The sequence below is a fragment of the Serratia sp. BFP-2025 genome (genome assembly GCF_050880365.1).
Lineage (GTDB): Bacteria > Pseudomonadota > Gammaproteobacteria > Enterobacterales > Enterobacteriaceae > Serratia > Serratia surfactantfaciens.
Window position 1 is genome coordinate 156,522 of the sequence record NZ_JBPAFV010000004.1, and the last position, 18,592, is coordinate 175,113.

11 protein-coding genes are annotated in these 18,592 nt (G+C 62.1%); 10 read left to right on the forward strand and 1 reads right to left on the reverse strand.

The window, feature by feature from the left end; genetic code table 11:
- Positions 1–91 precede the first annotated feature (91 nt).
- From bcsR to ACRAWE_RS21465, 9 genes are all read left to right on the forward strand, one after another.
- Entirely contained in the window at positions 92–283 is a 192-nt protein-coding gene (gene bcsR / locus ACRAWE_RS21425; protein WP_033649881.1) for a cellulose biosynthesis protein BcsR, read from the forward strand.
- A gap of 3 nt (positions 284–286) precedes the next feature.
- Complete coding sequence (bcsQ, locus tag ACRAWE_RS21430) at positions 287–1,027, forward strand: cellulose biosynthesis protein BcsQ (protein ID WP_211130121.1); 741 nt, start codon at positions 287–289, stop codon at positions 1,025–1,027.
- Positions 1,024–3,627, forward strand: a complete 2,604-nt coding sequence (bcsA, locus tag ACRAWE_RS21435) for a UDP-forming cellulose synthase catalytic subunit (protein WP_197668137.1) — start codon at positions 1,024–1,026, stop codon at positions 3,625–3,627. Before bcsQ ends, bcsA begins: the two co-directional genes overlap by 4 nt.
- A 62-nt stretch (positions 3,628–3,689) precedes the next feature.
- Positions 3,690–5,993: a cellulose biosynthesis cyclic di-GMP-binding regulatory protein BcsB gene (bcsB, locus tag ACRAWE_RS21440; RefSeq protein ID WP_019452573.1), complete on the forward strand. Its 2,304-nt coding sequence runs from the start codon at positions 3,690–3,692 to the stop codon at positions 5,991–5,993.
- 5 nt (positions 5,994–5,998) lie between these two features.
- On the forward strand, positions 5,999–7,111 hold the full coding sequence (gene bcsZ / locus ACRAWE_RS21445) for a cellulose synthase complex periplasmic endoglucanase BcsZ (protein WP_432525889.1): 1,113 nt from the start codon (positions 5,999–6,001) through the stop codon (positions 7,109–7,111).
- On the forward strand, positions 7,093–10,566 hold the full coding sequence (gene bcsC / locus ACRAWE_RS21450) for a cellulose synthase complex outer membrane protein BcsC (protein WP_432525856.1): 3,474 nt from the start codon (positions 7,093–7,095) through the stop codon (positions 10,564–10,566). Before bcsZ ends, bcsC begins: the two co-directional genes overlap by 19 nt.
- 229 nt (positions 10,567–10,795) lie before the next feature.
- Positions 10,796–12,802, forward strand: coding sequence for a biofilm formation regulator HmsP (gene hmsP, locus ACRAWE_RS21455; RefSeq protein ID WP_025160402.1), 2,007 nt, complete (start codon positions 10,796–10,798; stop codon positions 12,800–12,802).
- 273 nt (positions 12,803–13,075) lie between these two features.
- On the forward strand, positions 13,076–14,362 hold the full coding sequence (locus ACRAWE_RS21460) for a dicarboxylate/amino acid:cation symporter (protein ID WP_019452569.1): 1,287 nt from the start codon (positions 13,076–13,078) through the stop codon (positions 14,360–14,362).
- 260 nt (positions 14,363–14,622) lie between these two features.
- On the forward strand, positions 14,623–16,125 hold the full coding sequence (locus ACRAWE_RS21465; RefSeq protein WP_154747378.1) for a M16 family metallopeptidase: 1,503 nt from the start codon (positions 14,623–14,625) through the stop codon (positions 16,123–16,125).
- A 24-nt stretch (positions 16,126–16,149) separates the two neighbouring features.
- Here the strand turns inward: ACRAWE_RS21465 and ppiC are convergent, their stop codons facing one another.
- A complete protein-coding gene (gene ppiC, locus ACRAWE_RS21470; protein ID WP_004934175.1) occupies positions 16,150–16,431 on the reverse strand; it encodes a peptidylprolyl isomerase PpiC in 282 nt (93 codons plus the stop codon).
- A 109-nt stretch (positions 16,432–16,540) separates the two neighbouring features.
- Between ppiC and rep the strand changes: the two genes are divergently transcribed.
- Complete coding sequence (gene rep, locus ACRAWE_RS21475; RefSeq protein ID WP_004934177.1) at positions 16,541–18,565, forward strand: DNA helicase Rep; 2,025 nt, start codon at positions 16,541–16,543, stop codon at positions 18,563–18,565.
- Positions 18,566–18,592 lie beyond the last annotated feature (27 nt).

The window sequence follows — 18,592 nt, forward strand, 5'->3', positions numbered from 1 at the left end:
CAATATTTGTTGAGAATCATCTTATTGCCTCTCTCTTTTTGTATCGTTGCTATAGTTAATTAACATAGCCTATTTTCGCAAAGGCGGAAGAATGAATAACGCACCCACCCATTTTCGTGCAGCGGCGCCTGGGGAGAGCCAGGATGACCTGCAGGCGCTCAGCCAGGCTTTTTCATTGCCGAAATTAAGCTATGTCGATATTTCACGGCAGGAGCGGTTAACGCAAATGATGACGCGTTGGCCTCTGTTGGCCGAATTGGCGCAGACCACGGGGAGCCACTGATCTATGCCGGTGATCGCGCTGCAAGGGTTGCGGGGTGGAATGGGGACGACGTCGGTCACGGCGGCGCTCGCCTGGGCGTTGCAGCAGTTGGGCGAATCGGTGCTGGCGATCGATTTCACGCCGGATAATCTGCTGCGTCTGCATTTCAACACGCCGTTCGAGCTGACGCGCGGCTGGGCCCGCGCAGAACATGACGGCGGCGGCTGGCGGGAAGGCGCGCTGCGTTATTGCGAAAACCTCGACTTTTTACCGTTTGGCCGCCTGAATGCGGCGGAACGGCTGGAAGTGCAACGTCAATGTCAGCAGCAGCCCGAGTGCTGGCGCGACAATGTGCGCCAACTGATCGCCGGCGAGCCGCAGCGCTGGATCCTGCTGGATGTTCCGGTCGGGGACGGCGCGCTGGCGCAACAGGCGCTGCAGCTTGCCGACAGCGTGTTCGTGCTGTTGAATCCCGACGCCAACTGTCAGGTTAGGCTCCATCAGCAGACGCTGCCGAACGATTGTCGTTTCCTGGTCAATCACTACTCCTCCGCCAGCCAGCTGCAGCAGGATCTGCATCAGCTGTGGCTGCAAACCCTGGGCGGTCTGCTGCCTGTGGTGATCCATCGCGATGAAGCGTTGGCGGAAGCGATGGCGGTCAAGCAGCCGTTGGGCGAGTACCGCCCCGAAAGCCTGGCGGCGGATGAAGTGCTGACGCTGGCCAACTGGTGTCTGATCAATCTTAAACCGGGCGTTGCGCCATGAGTCGGGTGCTGAGCCTGCTGCTGGTGCCGCCGGTGCGTCAGGCGGTGCAGGCGCGCTATCGCGGCTATCGCCGCAGCGGCGCGTCGGCGCTGACCGCCTTTTTCGCCACGCTGCTGGTGGCGTTGGGGTGGCTGCTGCTGCGCTTCGAGTCGCCGGCCTGGCAACGCGTGCGCGCCGGCCGCGCTTATTGGTTCCCGCACCTGTCCGCCGAACGTCCGCGTCCGGCGGATGCGCTGCGCTATCTGCTGCAAGGGCTGTGGCTGCTGCTGTTTCGCAGCGGCCGCGCGCCGGTGCAGCGCGACTATTTCGCCGGCTGGCGCCGCCTGCAGCAGCGCTATGCCGACTGGCTGCAGAGCCTGCCGCAACGGCTGGAAAACGCCGGCGTGGAGCAGCGCTCGGTGACGCGCCTTGGCCGCATGAGCCGCGGCATGCGGCGCGCGCTGTTTATCCTGATCGGGGTGTTGGCGGCGATCCTCGCCATGCTGTGCATTTCGCAGCCGTTCGATCTGCCGGCGCAGTTCGTGTTCGTTCTGCTGCTGTGGGGAATCGCCATGGTGGTGCGCCGGGTGCCGGGGCGCTTGCCGGGGCTGATGCTGATCGTCCTGTCGCTGACCGTGTCCTGCCGCTACCTGTGGTGGCGCTATACCGCCACGCTGAACTGGGACGATCCGCTCAGCCTGACATGCGGTCTGCTGCTGCTGGTGGCGGAGACCTATGCCTGGGTGGTGCTGGTGCTGGGCTATTTCCAGACCGTTTGGCCGCTTAACCGCCAGCCGGTGCCGTTGCCCGAAGACAGCGCGACCTGGCCGACCATCGATCTGATGGTGCCGACCTACAACGAAGACCTCGGGGTGGTGAAGCCCACCATCTATGCGGCGTTGGGTATCGACTGGCCGAAGGAAAAGGTGAACATCTATATCCTCGACGACGGTAATCGCCCCGAATTCCGGGCGTTCGCTGCCGAAGTCGGCGTGAAATACATCGCCAGGCCGACCCACGAACACGCCAAGGCCGGCAACATCAACAATGCGTTGAAGCAGGCCACCGGCGAATTCGTGGCAATTTTCGACTGCGACCACGTGCCGACGCGCTCCTTCCTGCAACTGACCATGGGCTGGTTCTTCAAAGACAAAAAGCTGGCGATGCTGCAGACCCCGCACCACTTCTTCTCGCCGGATCCGTTCGAGCGCAACCTCGGCCGCTTCCGCCAGACGCCTAACGAAGGCACTTTGTTCTACGGGCTGGTGCAGGACGGCAACGACATGTGGGACGCCACCTTCTTCTGCGGTTCTTGCGCCATTCTGCGCCGCAGCGCGCTCGACGAGATCGGCGGCATTGCGGTGGAAACCGTCACCGAAGACGCCCATACCTCGCTGCGTCTGCACCGGCGTGGGCACACCTCGGCCTACATCCGCATTCCGCAGGCCGCCGGGCTGGCGACCGAAAGCCTGTCGGCGCATATCGGCCAGCGCATTCGCTGGGCGCGCGGCATGGTGCAGATCTTCCGGCTCGACAACCCGCTGCTGGGCAAGGGGCTGAAACTGGCCCAGCGCCTGTGCTATGCCAACGCCATGCTGCATTTCCTGTCGGGCATTCCGCGCCTGATCTTCCTCACCGCGCCGCTGGCATTTTTGCTGCTGCATGCCTACATCATTTTTGCGCCGGCGCTGGCGATCGCGCTGTATGTGCTGCCGCACATGATCCACGCCAGCCTGACCAACTCGCGCATTCAGGGGAAATACCGCCATTCGTTCTGGAGCGAGATCTATGAAACGGTGCTGGCCTGGTATATCGCGCGGCCGACGACGGTAGCGCTGTTCAATCCGCACAAGGGTAAATTCAACGTCACCGCCAAAGGCGGCCTGGTGGAAGAGGAACACGTCGACTGGGTGATCACCCGGCCTTACATGTTCCTGGTCGTGCTGAATCTGGCCGGGCTGGCGTTCGGCGCCTGGCGGTTGGCCTATGGCCCGACGGATGAGGTGATGACGGTGATCATCAGCCTGGTGTGGGTGCTGTACAACATGACGATTCTCGGCGGCGCGGTGGCGGTGGCGGTGGAGGCCAAACAGGTGCGCCAGGCGCACCGCGTGGAGATCGCCATGCCGGCGGCGATCGCGCGCGCCGACGGTCATCTGTATCCCTGCACGCTGCGCGATTACTCCGATGGCGGCGTGGGCATCGAGATGCGGGTGGAGAATGCGTTGAAAGACGGCGACAAGGTTTCGCTGTTGCTCAAACGTGGCCAGCAGGAATACAGCTTCCCCTGCGTGGTGACGCGCGCCTTTGGCAACAAGGTGGGGGTGCGCCTGGTCGAGCTCTCTACCCGTGAACATATCGATTTCATTCAGTGCACCTTCGCCCGCGCTGATACCTGGGCGCTGTGGCAGGACGGGTTCCCTGAAGATCGGCCGATCGAAAGCCTGCGCGACGTGCTGGCGCTGGGTTTCCGAGGGTATGTGCGCATGGCGGACTACGCGCCGCCGCTGGTGCGCGGTCTGCTGGTCGGGGTCACTTCGCTGACCGCCTGGGTAGTGTCGTTTATTCCGCGCGGCGTCGGCAGGGATCCGACCTTGGGTCAACAAGAAACAGTGGGTTAGCTGCGAGTTCAACCGCCCGCTCACTCGCCCGGTGAACAGGCTCCAACATTGATGATGATACGATGACGAGAAAAATAACCTGGTTAACTGCTCTGGCCTTAGGCATCAGTACCCTGTCGCAGGCCGAAACCGCCACCGCGCCGACCGTGGCGGCCCAGCCGCCGATTGCGGCGCCGGCCGATACCTCGAACGCGCCGCCGCTCGCCGTGCCGCAGGATCCGAATGCGCCGGTGCGCGACGTGTCGCTGCCGTTCGCGCAGATAGCGCCGCCGCCGGGCACCTTTATTCTGCGCGGCACCCGCCCGGATGGGCAGATTGAATTCGGCGTGCGCAGCGATGAAGTGGTTTCGCAGGCGATGCTCGATATGGAGTTTACGCCGTCGCCGGCGCTGATCCCGGTGGAGTCGCACGTCAAGGTCTACCTCAACGACGAGTTGATGGGCGTAACCACTATCGCCAAAGAGCAGCTGGGCAAGCCCAATCGCATTCAGATGGCGATCGATCCGCGCTATATCACCGATTTTAACCGCGTCCGGCTGGTGTTTGTCGGCCATTATCAGAACATTTGCGAAAACCCGGCCAGCACCTCGCTGTGGCTCGACGTCAGCAAATCCAGCGCGCTGAAGCTGCGTTTCCAGACGCTGCCGGTGAAAAACGAACTGTCGCATTTCCCTGAACCGTTCTTCGACAGCCGCGATAATCGGCCGCTGACGTTGCCGATGGTGTTCGCCGGCCAGCCGGATCTCGCCCAGCAGCGCGCGGCGGGCATCCTGGCATCCTGGTTCGGCAGCAAGGCGCAGTGGCGCGGGCAGTCTTTCCCGACGCTGTATAATGCGCTGCCGACGCAGCATGCGGTGGTGTTCGCCACCAACCAACAGCGCCCGGATTTCCTGCGCGATTACCCGGCGGTCAACGGCCCGACGGTGGAGATGATCAGCCACCCGGACAATCCGTACGTCAAACTGCTGCTGATTCAGGGGCGCGACGACAACGATTTGATCACCGCAGTGAAAGGTATCGCACAGGGCAACATCCTGTTCCGCGGCCAGAACGTAACGGTGGACAAGGTGGAGCAACTGGCGCCGCGCCAGCCTTACGACGCGCCGAACTGGGTGCGCACCGATCGGCCGATGACCTTCGCCGAACTGCAGCAATACGCCGAACAGCTGCAGACCAGCGGCATTGAACCCGGCCCGATTTCGTTGACCATGAACCTGCCGCCGGACCTGTTCCTGATCCGCAGCACCGGCATCGACATGCACCTGAAGTACCGTTACACCGCGCCGCGCATTCAGGACGGTTCACGGCTAAGCGTCAGCCTGAACAACCAGTTCGTGCAGGCTTACTCGCTGGTGCCGGAACACGAGCAGGGGGCGCAGCTGCTGCGCCTGCCGTTGACGCAGGGGCTGCTCGATTCCGACAAGAACGTCAGCATCCCGGCGCTGCGTCTGGGGGCCACCAACCAGCTGCGCTTTGACTTCGACTACACCACGCTGCTGGCCAGCGGCGCCGAAGGGCGTTGCGAAACTTATTCCTTCACGCAAAACCACGCGGTGATCGACGGTGCTTCCACCATCGATTTCTCCGGCTACCGCCACTTTATGGCGATGCCGGATCTGCGCGCCTTTGCCAACGCCGGCTTCCCGTTCAGCCGCCTGGCGGATCTGTCGCAAACGCTGGTGTTGGTGAACCAGAAACCTCAGCCGGCGCAGGTCAGCGCGCTGCTGAATGCGCTGGGGGTGATCGGTGCGCAAACCGGCTATCCGGCGCTGGCCTTCACGCTCAGCGACGACTGGTCGCAGGCCAAAGATCGCGACGACGATATCCTGATGGTCGGTACCATCCCGCCGGAGCTGCGTGACGATAAGAAAATCAGCCTGTTGGTGGACGCCACCCAAAGCTGGGTGAAACAGCCGACGCGCCAACCGCCGCTGCCCAGCGCAGAAGTGCTGGCGGAAGATACCAAACCGGACAGTAAAACGACCGTCAGCTCAGAGGGGGCGATGTCGGCGATTATCGGCGTGCAGTCGCCGTTCAACGACCAGCGCAGCATCGTGGCGCTGTTGGCGGACAGCCCGCGCGGCTATGAGTTGCTGAATGACGCCTTGCTGGACAGCGGCAAGCGCGCCGCGGTGTTCGGTTCGGTGGCGGTGATCCGCGAATCGGGGGTCAACAGCCTGCGCGTCGGCGATGTTTACTATGTTGGCCACCTGCCGTGGTGGGAGCGGCTGTGGTATGCCCTCTCCACCCATCCGGTCCTGCTGGCGGCGATCGCGGTGGTGCTGGTGGTGATCCTGGGGCTGATGCTGTGGCGTGGCCTGAAGGCCTTCAGCCGGCGTCGCCTGGCGCCTGAAGATCGGGATTGACGGCGGTGAACGCGATGCTGCAACGCCTGTCGCTCGGCATGCTGCTGCTGTGCGCCTTCAGCGCGGCGGCGGCCTGCGAGTGGCCGGGCTGGCAACAGTACAAGCAGTTCTACATCAGTCCGCAGGGGCGGGTGATCGACCCGAGCAGCCCGAACAAAATCACCACCTCGGAGGGGCAGAGTTACGGCCTGTTCTTCGCCCTGGTGGCCAACGACCGGCCGACCTTCGACCGGCTGTTGACCTGGACGGAGAACAACCTGGCGGCGGGCGATCTCAGCGCGCATTTGCCCGCCTGGCTGTGGGGCGAAGGTGACGACAAGCAGTGGAAGGTGCTGGACGCCAACTCGGCATCGGACGCCGATCTGTGGATAGCATACAACCTGCTCGAAGCCGGCCGCCTGTGGAAAAGCCGGCGTTATCAAACCCTGGGAACGCTGCTGCTGCAACGCATCGGCCGTGAGGAAGTGGCCGACATTCCCGGCCTGGGGTTGATGCTGCTGCCGGGCAAGGTCGGGTTCGTGGCGGAAGATCGCTGGCGCTTGAACCCCAGCTATCTGCCGCCGCAGCTGTTGGCGCGCTTTGCGGCGCTGAACGGCCCGTGGCGCGCGATGCGTGAGATCAATCAGCGGCTGTGGCTGGACACCGCGCCGCACGGTTTCTCACCGGACTGGGTGGTGTGGCGGGTCGGTACCGGCTGGCAGCCGGACACCGTCAAGCCGAACGTCGGCAGTTACGACGCCATTCGGGTCTACCTGTGGGCCGGCATGCTGGCGGACGACGATGAACATAAGGCGGTGCTGCTTGAACGCTTCCAGCCGATGGCGCAGCTCACCGCCAAACAGGGCGTGCCGCCGGAGAAAACCGATACCGCCAGCGGCAAAACGACCGGCGACGGCCCGGTCGGTTTCTCCGCTTCCATGCTGCCGATGCTGGCGATGCAGACTGAAGCGCTGGCGGTGCAGCGGCAGCGCATCAGCGATCATCCGCCGGGCGACGACGCCTATTTCAGCGCCTCGCTGACGCTGTTCGGTCAGGGATGGGATCAACAACGTTATCGCTTTAATCGTCAGGGTGAATTGCAACCCTCGTGGGACGGCCAATGCACAACTTCAAAATAAACTGGCTGAATTTGATTCCGCTGAGTCTGGCGATGCTGCCGCAGGCGCGCGCCGCGGAGGCCGTGGCCCCGGAGCAGTGGCTGTTGGAGCAGGTGCGCATCGGCGAGGCCGGTAACAAGGACGATCTGGTGCGCCAGTCGCTGTACCGGCTCGAGCTGATGGATCCGAACAACCCGGACGTGATCGCCGCGCGCATGCGTTTGGCGCTGCGGCAGGGCAACATGGCGCTGGCGCAGCAGCAGCTGGATAAGCTGAAAACCCTCGCGCCGCAGTCCAGCGCCTATCGCCAGGCGCAAATGAACATGCTGCTGACCCAGCCGGAAACCCGGCAAAAGCTGCAGCAGGCGCGCCTGATGGCGACCGCCGGCCGGTTGCCGGAGGCCAAGGCGCAGTACGATGCGCTGTTCCACGGCGAGCCGCCGACGCTCGACCTGGCGGTGGAATACTGGCGGCTGGTGGCGCGCTTGCCGGGGCAGGAAGCGAAGGCGCTGAAGCAGCTGCAGGCGCTGGACCAGCAATATTCAGGCAACGTGGCGCTGCGCATGTCGCTGGCGCGCATGCTGTTCAGTCAGAATCAGGACGCGCAGGCTTATGAACTGCTGCAGAAGATCGCCGCCGATCCGGCCGGGCGCGGCGATGCCGCCGATCTGTGGTTGGATAAGGTCAAAGCGATGCCGGTCAGCGCGCAAAGCGTGGCGGCGCTCAACCGTTTCCTCGGCGTGTTCGACACCGGCGATCAGGCGACCAGCGCCCGCGAAGAGCTGGCCAGACAGCAGAAATTGTTGGCCGATCCGGCCTATCAGGCGCGGGTGCGCGGCCTGGCGCAGGTGGATAAAGGCGGCAGCCGGGCGGCTATTCCGGAATTGCAAAAGGCGCTGGCGGCGACGCCGAACGACGCCGAGGTGCTGGGCGCGCTCGGCCAGGCCTATTCGCGCGCCGGCAATCGCCCGCAGGCGCTGAAGCTGTTTCGTCAGGCGCTGGCCGCCGACAAGAACGGCTACGACAGCGGCAAGTGGCAAAGCCTGATCAAGAGCACCGGCTACTGGCTGGCGATCGATGAGGGCGACAAGGCGCTGAAGGCCGGTAATCTCTCGCTGGCCCGCCAGAAATATCAGCAGGCGCGTCAGCTCGACGACAGCGACGGCGACGCGTTCATCGGCCTGGGCGATGTGGCGGTGGCGAGCAAAGATGACGCCGCAGCGGAAGGGTTTTATCGGCAGGCGCTGCGGCGCGATCCCGGTAACGGCAGCGCGTTGCGCGGCCTGGTGAATATCTATCAACGGCAGTCGCCGGAAAAAGCGTTGGCCTACCTTAATGGGCTGCCAGGCAGCCAGCAGGCCAAACTGCGCAGCACCCTCGACGGACTGCGGCTCGATATGCTGAAACAGCAGGCGGAGACATTGGCGGCGCAACAGCAGTGGCGGCAGGCGGCGGAAATCTATCGCCGCGCCCAGCCGATGGATCCCGACGACGTCTGGCTGACCTACCGCTACGCCCAAGCGCTGCGCCAGGCCGGGCAGCCGCAGCAGGCGGATGCCTTATTCCGACAGTTGGCGCAGCGTCAGCACGCTAATCCGCAGTTGGTCTACGCCTATGCGCTCTACCTTTCCGGCAGCGATCGCGACGATCAGGCGCTGGCGCAGCTCAATACGCTGCCTGTTGCGCAGTGGAACGACAACATGCGCGAGCTGGCGCAGCGGCTGAAAATGCAGGCGGTGATCGATCATGCCGAACGGCTGCGGGCGGCCGGTGACGAACCGGCGGCGGAAGCCTATCTGCGCCGGCAGCCGGCAGACACGCGCATCGATTTGCTGCTGGCCGACTGGGCGCTGGCGCGCGGGGAGTATGCGGCGGCGCTGGACGACTATCAGCGGGTGAAACGGCGTGAACCGAATAACCCGGATGCGCAGCTGGGCGAGATTGAAGCCTATGTAGCGCAGGGGGATCTGGAAGCGGCGCGGCAACGGCTGAAAACCGAACCGCAGCCACAAGACGCTTCGCTCAACAGCCAGCGGCGAGTCGCCAACGCCTGGGGGGCGGTCGGCGATCCGCAGCAGGCCGAAGCTATCTTCGACCGACTGAAAACGGCGGCGGCTTCGGAGCCCGTCGGGCAGACCAAGGTGCTGGTTTACCGTGACGCCGCCCGGCTGGAGCGGGCTCAGCAACAGCCTGAGCGGGCGCAGCAGGATTACCGCCAGGCGATGGTGGCCAGCGGCATCACGCCGACGCTGCCGCAGGACAATGACAGTTACACCTATTTGACGCGCAATAATCCGAGCGACGACTGGCTGAAACGCGGCATCCGCTCCGACGCGGCGGATCTGTATCGACAGCAAGACGTGAACGTCACGCTCGATCACGATTACTGGCGCTCGAGCGGCACCGGCGGCATTTCCGATTTCAACGCGCACGACACCATGCTGCAGATGGACATGCCGCTGTATGACGGGCGCGCCTTCTTGCGCACCGACACCGTGCAGCTGGATGCCGGCCGCTTCTCGACCGACGGCAGCGGCAAATACTACGAGACCTTCGGCACCTGCCACACGCAAGGATGCCGCGGCGATGAACACCAGAAAACCACCGGTACCAGCGTGGCGGCCGGCTGGAAAAACGATCGCTGGGCCGCCGACATCGGCACGACGCCGATGGGCTTTGAGGTGGTCGACTGGACCGGCGGCCTGGCCTACAGCGGCGATTGGAACCACATCGGCTGGACGCTGGCGGCTTCGCGGCGGCCGATCTCCAGCTCGCTGCTGGCGTTCGGCGGCGCCAAAGACCCGAATACCGGCGTCACCTGGGGCGGCGTGCGCGCCACCGGCGTCAGCCTGAGCGCCAGCTACGATCGCGGCGAGGCGAACGGCGTCTGGGCCGATCTCAGCGCGCACCAGATTACCGGCAAGAACGTGGCGGACAACCAGCGGCAGCGGTTGATGGCCGGCTATTACTACAAGCTGATCAACGAAGACAATCGCCGTCTGAGCGTCGGGCTCAATACCATGCTGTGGCACTATCAGAAGGATTTGAGCGGCTATTCGCTGGGACAGGGCGGCTATTACAGCCCGCAGCAATATCTGTCGCTGTCACTGCCGGTCAACTACCGCCAGCGCACCGAGAACTGGTCGTGGGAGCTGGGCGGTTCGGTGTCGTTGTCCCATTCAAAAACCGACAGCCAGCGCCGCTATCCGCTGCAGGGCCTGATCCCGGACTCGCTGCCCGACAAGTTCGCCGTCGAGGACGGCAGTTCCTCGAGCGGCGTCGGCTATACCCTGCGGGCGATCGTCGAACGCCGCCTCAGTTCGCACTGGACGCTCGGCGCCGGCATCGATATCCAGCAGGCGAAAGACTATACGCCGAGCCACGCATTAATTTATCTGCGCTATTCGCTGGCCGGCTGGCAGGGGGATCTCGATTTGCCGCCGCAGCCGTTGACGCCATACGCCGACTTCAAGTAGCCGGGAGGGGGAAGATTCGGAGTGTCGGACACCGGGGAGTTTTGTTACCCTGTGTCCGGGTTGCGTTTGTCCGCTTTAGGAAAAGACTGAAACCCGCGATTTTCTTGGTTCTGCCTGCGGCATAGCCAGATAAAAACAGCCGATGATCGAGTATACTCAGCCCGGTTCGAGGGGGCGGGTAAGAGTCAGCCCCCTTTTTTGTTTCAGCCCGATTTTACGGAGAGCAGGTTTGCGGGTCAGGCGTTCGTTAACGATTAAGCAGATGGCGACGGTGTCCGGCGTGGCGCTGGTCACGATCTGCATTTTTATCGTGATCCAGTTATTCCACTTTGTGCAGCAGCGCAGGGATGACTACGCCCAGCAACTGGAGAATATCGCCCACTCCGTGCGTCAGCCGCTGGCGGAAGCGGTGCTGCGCATGGACGTGCCGGAAGCCAAAAAGGTGCTGAACACGCTGTTGCCGGTCGGCATTCTGAGCCGGGCGGATATCGTCTTGCCGAATGAGTTTCAGGCGCTGCATGCCAATTTTCCGCCGGAGCGGCCGGTGCCGACGCTGATCGCCCGGCTGTTTGAATTGCCTATCCAAATTTCCGTGCCGCTTTATTCGCTGGAGCGGGTGCCGGCCAACCAGCAGCCGCTGGCTTATCTGGTGCTGCAGGCCGATTCGTTCCGCATGTACCAGTTTATCCTCAGTATTTTGTCGACCATGCTGTCGACGTACCTGCTGCTGGCGCTGATCCTGTCGGTGGCCATCACCTGGTGCATGAACCGGCTGATGGTGCATCCACTGCGCGCGATGGCCAAAGAGCTGGAAAACATCTCGCAGGACGAAGCGCCTTATCACCAGCTGATGCTGCCGGCGCTGCATCAGGACGACGAGCTCGGCCTGCTGGTGCGCAACTACAACCGCAATCAACAGACGCTGGCCAAGGCGCATGCCGACATGAGCCGCCTCAGCACCCGTCACCCGGTGACCGAACTGCCGAATGCGGTGCTCTTGAACGCGCTGCTGGAACAGCATATCGCCTCCAGCCTGCGCCCTGAGCGTTTTAATCTGCTGGTGATCGGCATCGAGACGTTGCATGAGGCCTCCGGCGTGATGAGCCCGGCGATGCGTGAAGCCTTGCTGTTGGCGCTGGCGAAGAAACTGCGCGGCTGCATCGACGAAAACGGCGTGCTGGCGCAGCTGAGCAATACCGAATTCGCCATCCTGGCCAAGGGCATCGAGCGGCCGTTCCACGCCATGCAGCTGGCGCGGCGCATCATGGCGGAGATCAACGCGCCGTTGACGCTGGAAGGCCTGGCGCTGCGGCCTAACGCCAGCATCGGCATCGCGCACTACCTCAATCAGGAGGAGAGCGCGGAACAGCTGCTGCGCAGCGCTACCTCGGCGATGATGTCCGCGCACCGCGAAGGAAAAAATCAGATCCTGTTCTTCGAACCCAGCCTGACGGAACGCACGCAGAAGCGGCTGACGCAGGAGAGCGAGATCCTGCACGGCATTGAACAGCGGCATTTCACGCTGTTCCTGCAGCCGCAGATCGACATGCAATCCAATGAGGTGATCGGCGCCGAAGCGCTGTTGCGTTGGCAGCAGTACGACGGCAGCTATACCCTGCCGGCCGACGTCATCCCGCTTGCGGAAGAGCTGGGCGTGATCGTGCCCCTCGGCAACTGGGTGCTGGAAGAGTCTTGCCGTATCCTGGCGGACTGGCAGCAGCGCGGCATTGCGCTGCCGCTGGCGGTCAACGTTTCCGGCATTCAGATGCAGAACGAGGCGTTCGTTCCGCATCTGAAAAGTCTGCTGGCGCAGTATCGGATCGATCCGCGCAAGCTGCTGCTGGAGATCACCGAGACGGTACGCATCGACGATCTCGACCGCGCGCTGGCGCTGCTGCGCGAGCTGCACGATCTGGGGCTGTCGATCGCGCTGGACGACTTCGGCATGGGCTACTCCAGCCTGGAGTACCTGAACCGGTTGAAATCCCTGCCGATCGATTTGATTAAAATCGACCGGAGCTTCATTCAGGGGCTGCCGGCCGACGATGCGATGGTGCGCATCGTCAGTTCGATCTCCGAAGTGCTGGCGCTGCCGGTGATGGCCGAAGGCGTGGAAAACGCCGAGCAGCGCGACTGGCTGCTGAGGCACGGCATTCGCAGCGGGCAAGGGTTCCTGTTCGCCCGGCCGCTGCCGCGCGAAGCCTTCGAAGCCGAGTTTTGCCGCGCGGCGCCTTGAGCGCCGCGTTACCTTTCCGGTACTTTTCCCTGTCCGAAAACCGCCATTCTCTCCCTACCTCTTTTGCGTTAGTGCAAACATAGGCTTACGCAATTTTCAGTTTTGCACCCGGACTGACGCGTTTCAGCTCTTAAATTCACATCAACCCCGAGGCTGGGGTGCAACAAATTATTTCCATGTTGTTAAGTGGGTGTTATTTTCCGCGCAAGCAATGAACAGGCTGGATTTTTAGACTGCTGCCTGGTGCGTGTCTTCCCCCCATAGGATGTTCATATGAAAACAACGATTTTTAAGAGCCTCTATTTTCAGGTGCTGACGGCGATCACGCTGGGTATCCTGCTTGGCCACTTCTACCCTGACCTCGGCGCCCAAATGAAACCCCTGGGCGATGGCTTCGTCAAACTGATCAAGATGATTATCGCCCCGGTGATCTTCTGCACCGTGGTGACCGGTATCGCCGGTATGGAAAGCATGAAGGCGGTGGGGCGCACCGGCGCCATCGCGCTGCTGTATTTTGAAATCGTCAGCACCATTGCGCTGATTATCGGCCTGGTGATCGTCAACCTGGTGCAACCGGGCGCCGGCATGAACGTCGATCCCGGCACGCTGGACGCCAAAGCGGTGGCGGTCTATGCCGAGCAGGCGCAGCAGCAGGGCATCATTCCGTTCCTGCTGGATATCATCCCCGGCAGCGTGATCGGCGCGTTCGCCAGCGGCAACATTCTGCAGGTGCTGCTGTTCGCGGTGCTGTTCGGCTTCGCTCTGCATCGTCTGGGCGAGAAAGGGCAGCTGATCTTCAACGTGATCGACAGCTTCTCGCGAGTGATTTTCGGCATCATCAACATGATCATGCGCCTGGCGCCGCTGGGGGCCTTCGGCGCCATGGCGTTTACCATCGGTAAATATGGCGTCGGCACGCTGGTGCAACTCGGCCAGCTGATCGTGTGCTTCTATATCACCTGTATCCTGTTCGTGGTGGTGGTGTTGGGCAGCATCGCCCGCGCCAACGGCTTCAGCATCTTCAAATTCGTCAACTACATCAAAGAAGAGCTGCTGATCGTGCTGGGGACATCGTCGTCCGAGTCGGCGCTGCCGCGCATGCTGGATAAAATGGAGAAGCTGGGCTGCAAGAAATCGGTGGTGGGCCTGGTGATCCCGACCGGGTACTCCTTCAACCTGGACGGCACCTCGATCTACCTGACCATGGCCGCGGTGTTTATCGCGCAGGCGACCAACACCCATATGGACATCATGCATCAGGTTACCTTGCTGGTGGTGCTGCTGCTTTCTTCCAAAGGGGCGGCGGGCGTGACCGGCAGCGGCTTTATCGTGTTGGCCGCCACCATCTCCGCCGTCGGCCACCTGCCGTTGGCCGGCCTGGCGCTGATCCTCGGCATCGACCGCTTTATGTCGGAAGCCCGCGCGTTGACCAACCTGGTGGGCAATGGCGTGGCGACCGTGGTGGTGGCGAAATGGTGTAATCAGCTGGATGAGCAACAGCTGAAAGACACGCTGAACAACAAAAACGCCGGCGCGGACAAAACGCTGCCTTCCGCCTGATATCGGCGGTAAATCACCGGCCGCAGCCGCGGCCGGTGAGGTTCTATCCCTGCCTCGTAACGATTTCTTGCATTAAAAACCCCGCTATCCATTATTTTTCACTCTAATGAGTGACATCCGCAAAGGCGCGCGGTCTAACACGATGGTACACTTTCTGCTTTCCGCCCCACTGTGAAACTCAGGGCGTATTTTTATGATTCCATTGAATGGAATACACGCATTTGCATAAGAAATTGGATAGTCATTAAGTAGGGGTTCACATGCAGGGCACCAGAATTCATCTTATAGTTGGTGGGCTGCTATTGGCTGCAGCCAGTAGCAGCGTGCAGGCTGAAGCACTACAACCCGATCCTGCCTGGCAGCAGGGGGCGTTGGCCAACGGGTTTTCATGGCAGATTCTCGATACGCCGCAGCGGCCGAGCGACCGCGTCGAACTGCGGCTGATCGTCAATACCGGCTCTTTGGTGGAGTCTTCTCAACAGACCGGCTTCGCCCACTTGCTGCCGCGGCTGGCGTTGGCGCGCAGCGAAAGCTTCACCGCGCCGCAGCTGCGCGCCCTGTGGCAACAGAGCGTGGATAACGAACGGCCGCTGCCGCCGGCTATCATCTCGTATGACTTCACCATGTATAACCTCAGCTTGCCGAACAACCGGCCCGACCTGCTGAAGGAAGCGCTGGCCTGGCTGGCGGACACCACCGGCAAACTGGCGATCGACGAGCATACGGTGCATGCGGTGATGAACTCCAGCATCAATCCGGTCGGCACGTTCCCGCCCAATACCAAAGACGCCTGGTGGCGTTACCGCCTGAAAGGCTCGACGCTGCTGGCGCACGATCCGGCGCAGCCGGCGAAACGGCCGGTCAATCTCGAACAGCTGAAGAAATTCTATCAGCAGTGGTATACCCCGGACGCCATGACGCTGTTCGTGGTCGGCAAGGTCGACAGCCGCAGCCTGGGCGAGCAGATCAACAAGGCGTTCTCGCCGCTGCAAGGCAAGCGTGAAACCCCGGCCCCGATGCCGACCCTGACGCCGCTGCCGCAGCAGCCGGTGAGCCTGATCAGCGAGCAGGTGAAACAGGATACGCTGTCGATCATGTGGGATTCGCCGTGGCACCCAATTCGCGATTCGCAGAGCCTGCTCCGCTATTGGCGTGGCGATCTCGCCCGCGAGGCCTTGTTCTGGCATCTCCAGCAAACGCTGGAAAAAAGCGACCAGAAGAACCTGCATCTGGGCTTTGACTGCCGCGTGCAGTACCAGCGCGGGCAGTGCGCCATCCACCTGGATACGCCGAACAACAACCTGAACGGCAGCCTGGGCTTTATCGCCCGCGAGCTGGCCAACGTGCGTGACAACGGCCTGTCGAAAGAGGAATTCGATGCGCTGCTGGCGCAGAAAAACGATCAGCTGAGCAAGCTGTTCGCCACCTACGCTCGCACCGACACCGACGTGCTGATGAGCCAGCGCCTGCGTTCGCAGCAGAGCGGGGTGGTGGATATCGCGCCGGAGCTGTATCAGAAGCTGCGCCAGGAGTTCTTGTCCAGCCTGACGCTGGATACGCTGAATCAGGCGCTGAAGCTGCAGCTGTCTCAGGAGGCGACGCTGGTGCTGTTGCAGCCGAAGGGCGAGCCGGAAATGAGCATGAAGCAGCTGCAGGAAACCTATGACGGCATCATGATGCCGGCGCCGGCGGTGGTGACGGAAGAAGCCAAACCGGCCGACACCGCGGTGGCTGTGCCGGCGACGGACGCCAGCGCGCAGTAATTCGCAGCAGGGGGCGCAGGCCCCCTAGTTGCGGTACAGCACCTTGATGATGTGGTAACCGAACTGGGTTTTGACCGGGCCGTAGGGTTTGAGCAGCGGAATGCTGAACACCGCTTTGTCGAACGCCGGGACCATCGCGCCCTTGTTGAATTCGCCCAGCGAGCCGCCGTTGCGTTTTGACGGGCAGCTCGAGTATTTGCGCGCCAGCGTGTCGAAGCTGACGCCGCGCTTCAGCTTGGCCAGCAGCTCGTTGGCCAGCTTTTCATTGTCTACCAGAATGTGCAGGGCGCACGCCGTTTTTGCCATGGTAATGCCTTTGTCGATGCGAAAATTGCGCTGATTATACCCGCTAAATCTCATCGGCGCTTTCTGCTACAATTCCCTTCCACGTTTTACAGTCGAGCAAGTCAGCACCATGCGATTAAACCCCAGCCAACAACAAGCCGTCGAATTCGTTACCGGGCCCTGCCTGGTGTTGGCCGGCGCCGGTTCCGGCAAGACGCGCGTTATCACTAACAAGATAGCTCACCTGATCCACCACTGCGGCTATCAGGCGCGGCATATCGCCGCCGTGACCTTCACCAACAAGGCCGCGCGCGAGATGAAAGAGCGCGTGTCGCAAACCCTGGGCCGCAAAGAGGCGCGAGGGCTGATGATTTCCACCTTCCATACCCTGGGGCTGGAGATCATCAAACGGGAATACGTGGCGCTGGGAATGAAGTCCAACTTCTCGCTGTTCGACGACCAGGATCAGCTGGCGCTGTTGAAAGAGCTGACCGAAAAGTGGTTGGAGAGTGACAAAACGCTGGTGGCGCAGCTGATCTCGACCATCTCCAACTGGAAAAACGACTTGATCGATCCCCAGCGTGCGGCGGAGCTGGCGCGCTCGGAGCGCGACAAGCTGTTCGCCCACTGCTACGGGCTGTACCACGCCCATATGCGGGCGTGCAATGTGCTGGACTTCGACGATCTGATCCTGTTGCCGACGCTGTTGCTGCAACGCAACGAAGAGGTGCGCGAACGCTGGCAGCAGCGCATCCGCTATCTGCTGGTGGATGAGTATCAGGATACCAACACCAGCCAGTACGAGCTGGTGAAGCTGCTGGTGGGCAACCGCGCGCGCTTTACCGTGGTGGGCGACGACGATCAGTCGATCTACTCCTGGCGCGGCGCGCGGCCGCAGAACCTGGTGCTGTTGAAGGAAGATTTCCCGGCGCTGCAGGTGATCAAACTGGAGCAAAATTATCGCTCCAGCGAGCGCATTCTGAAGGCTGCCAACATCCTGATCGCCAATAACCCGCACGTGTTTGAAAAACGGCTGTTTTCCGAACTCGGGTATGGCGAAGAGCTGAAGGTGGTGACCGCCAATAACGAGGATCACGAAGCCGAGCGCGTGGTGGGGGAGCTTATCGCCCACCACTTCGTGAAAAAGACCAATTACGGCGACTATGCGATTCTGTACCGCGGCAATCATCAGTCTCGGGTGTTTGAAAAGATGCTGATGCAGAACCGCATCCCGTACAAGATTTCCGGCGGTACGTCGTTCTTCTCTCGCCCCGAGATCAAGGATTTGCTGGCCTACCTGCGCGTGCTGACCAACCCGGAGGACGACAGCGCCTTCCTGCGTATCGTCAATACTCCCAAGCGCGAGATCGGCCCGGCGACGCTGCAGAAGCTCGGCGAGTGGGCCAACCAGCGCAACAAGAGTTTGTTCCATGCCAGCTTCGATCTGGGGCTGAGCCAGCACCTGACCGGGCGCGGGCTGGAATCGCTGCAGCGTTTCACCCACTGGCTGGGCGGCATCGCCCAGCAGGCGGAGCGTGAGCCGGTGGCGGCGGTGCGCGATCTGATCCGCGGCGTGGATTATGAGAGCTGGCTGTTTGAAACCTCGACCAGCCCGAAGGCCGCCGAAATGCGAATGAAGAACGTCAATACGCTGTTCGGCTGGATGACGGAGATGTTGGAGGGCAACGATCTGGACGAGCCGATGACGCTGACCCAGGTCGTGACCCGCTTCACCCTGCGCGACATGATGGAGCGAGGTGAAAGCGAAGAAGAATTGGATCAGGTGCAGCTGATGACGTTGCACGCCTCCAAGGGGCTGGAGTTCCCTTACGTGTTCCTGGTGGGCATGGAAGAGGGCCTGCTGCCGCACCAGAGCAGTATCGATGAAGACAATGTCGATGAAGAGCGGCGTCTGGCCTATGTGGGGATCACTCGTGCGCAAAAAGAACTGATTTTCACCCTGTGCCGCGAGCGCCGCCAGTACGGCGAGCTGGTGCGGCCGGAGCCGAGCCGCTTCCTGCTGGAATTGCCGCAGGACGATCTGGCATGGGAAACCGAGCGTAAAGTGGTGAGCCCGCAGGAGCGGATGCAGAAGGGACAGAGCCATCTGGCCAACATCCGCGCCCAGCTGGCCAAGGCCAAAGGCGGGAATTAAAAAGAAAGGGCGCTCATCGCGCCCTTG

What these genes read in the sequence shown, in the direction of transcription:
- bcsR (WP_033649881.1), top strand. Translation starts at nt 92, where the DNA reads ATGAATAACGCACCCACCCATTTTCGTGCAGCGGCGCCTGGGGAGAGC.
- bcsQ (WP_211130121.1), top strand. Translation starts at nt 287, where the DNA reads ATGCCGGTGATCGCGCTGCAAGGGTTGCGGGGTGGAATGGGGACGACG.
- bcsA (WP_197668137.1), top strand. Translation starts at nt 1,024, where the DNA reads ATGAGTCGGGTGCTGAGCCTGCTGCTGGTGCCGCCGGTGCGTCAGGCG.
- bcsB (WP_019452573.1), top strand. Translation starts at nt 3,690, where the DNA reads ATGACGAGAAAAATAACCTGGTTAACTGCTCTGGCCTTAGGCATCAGT.
- bcsC (WP_432525856.1), top strand. Translation starts at nt 7,093, where the DNA reads ATGCACAACTTCAAAATAAACTGGCTGAATTTGATTCCGCTGAGTCTG.
- ACRAWE_RS21460 (WP_019452569.1), top strand. Translation starts at nt 13,076, where the DNA reads ATGAAAACAACGATTTTTAAGAGCCTCTATTTTCAGGTGCTGACGGCG.
- ACRAWE_RS21465 (WP_154747378.1), top strand. Translation starts at nt 14,623, where the DNA reads ATGCAGGGCACCAGAATTCATCTTATAGTTGGTGGGCTGCTATTGGCT.
- ppiC (WP_004934175.1), bottom strand. Translation starts at nt 16,431, where the DNA reads ATGGCAAAAACGGCGTGCGCCCTGCACATTCTGGTAGACAATGAAAAG.
- rep (WP_004934177.1), top strand. Translation starts at nt 16,541, where the DNA reads ATGCGATTAAACCCCAGCCAACAACAAGCCGTCGAATTCGTTACCGGG.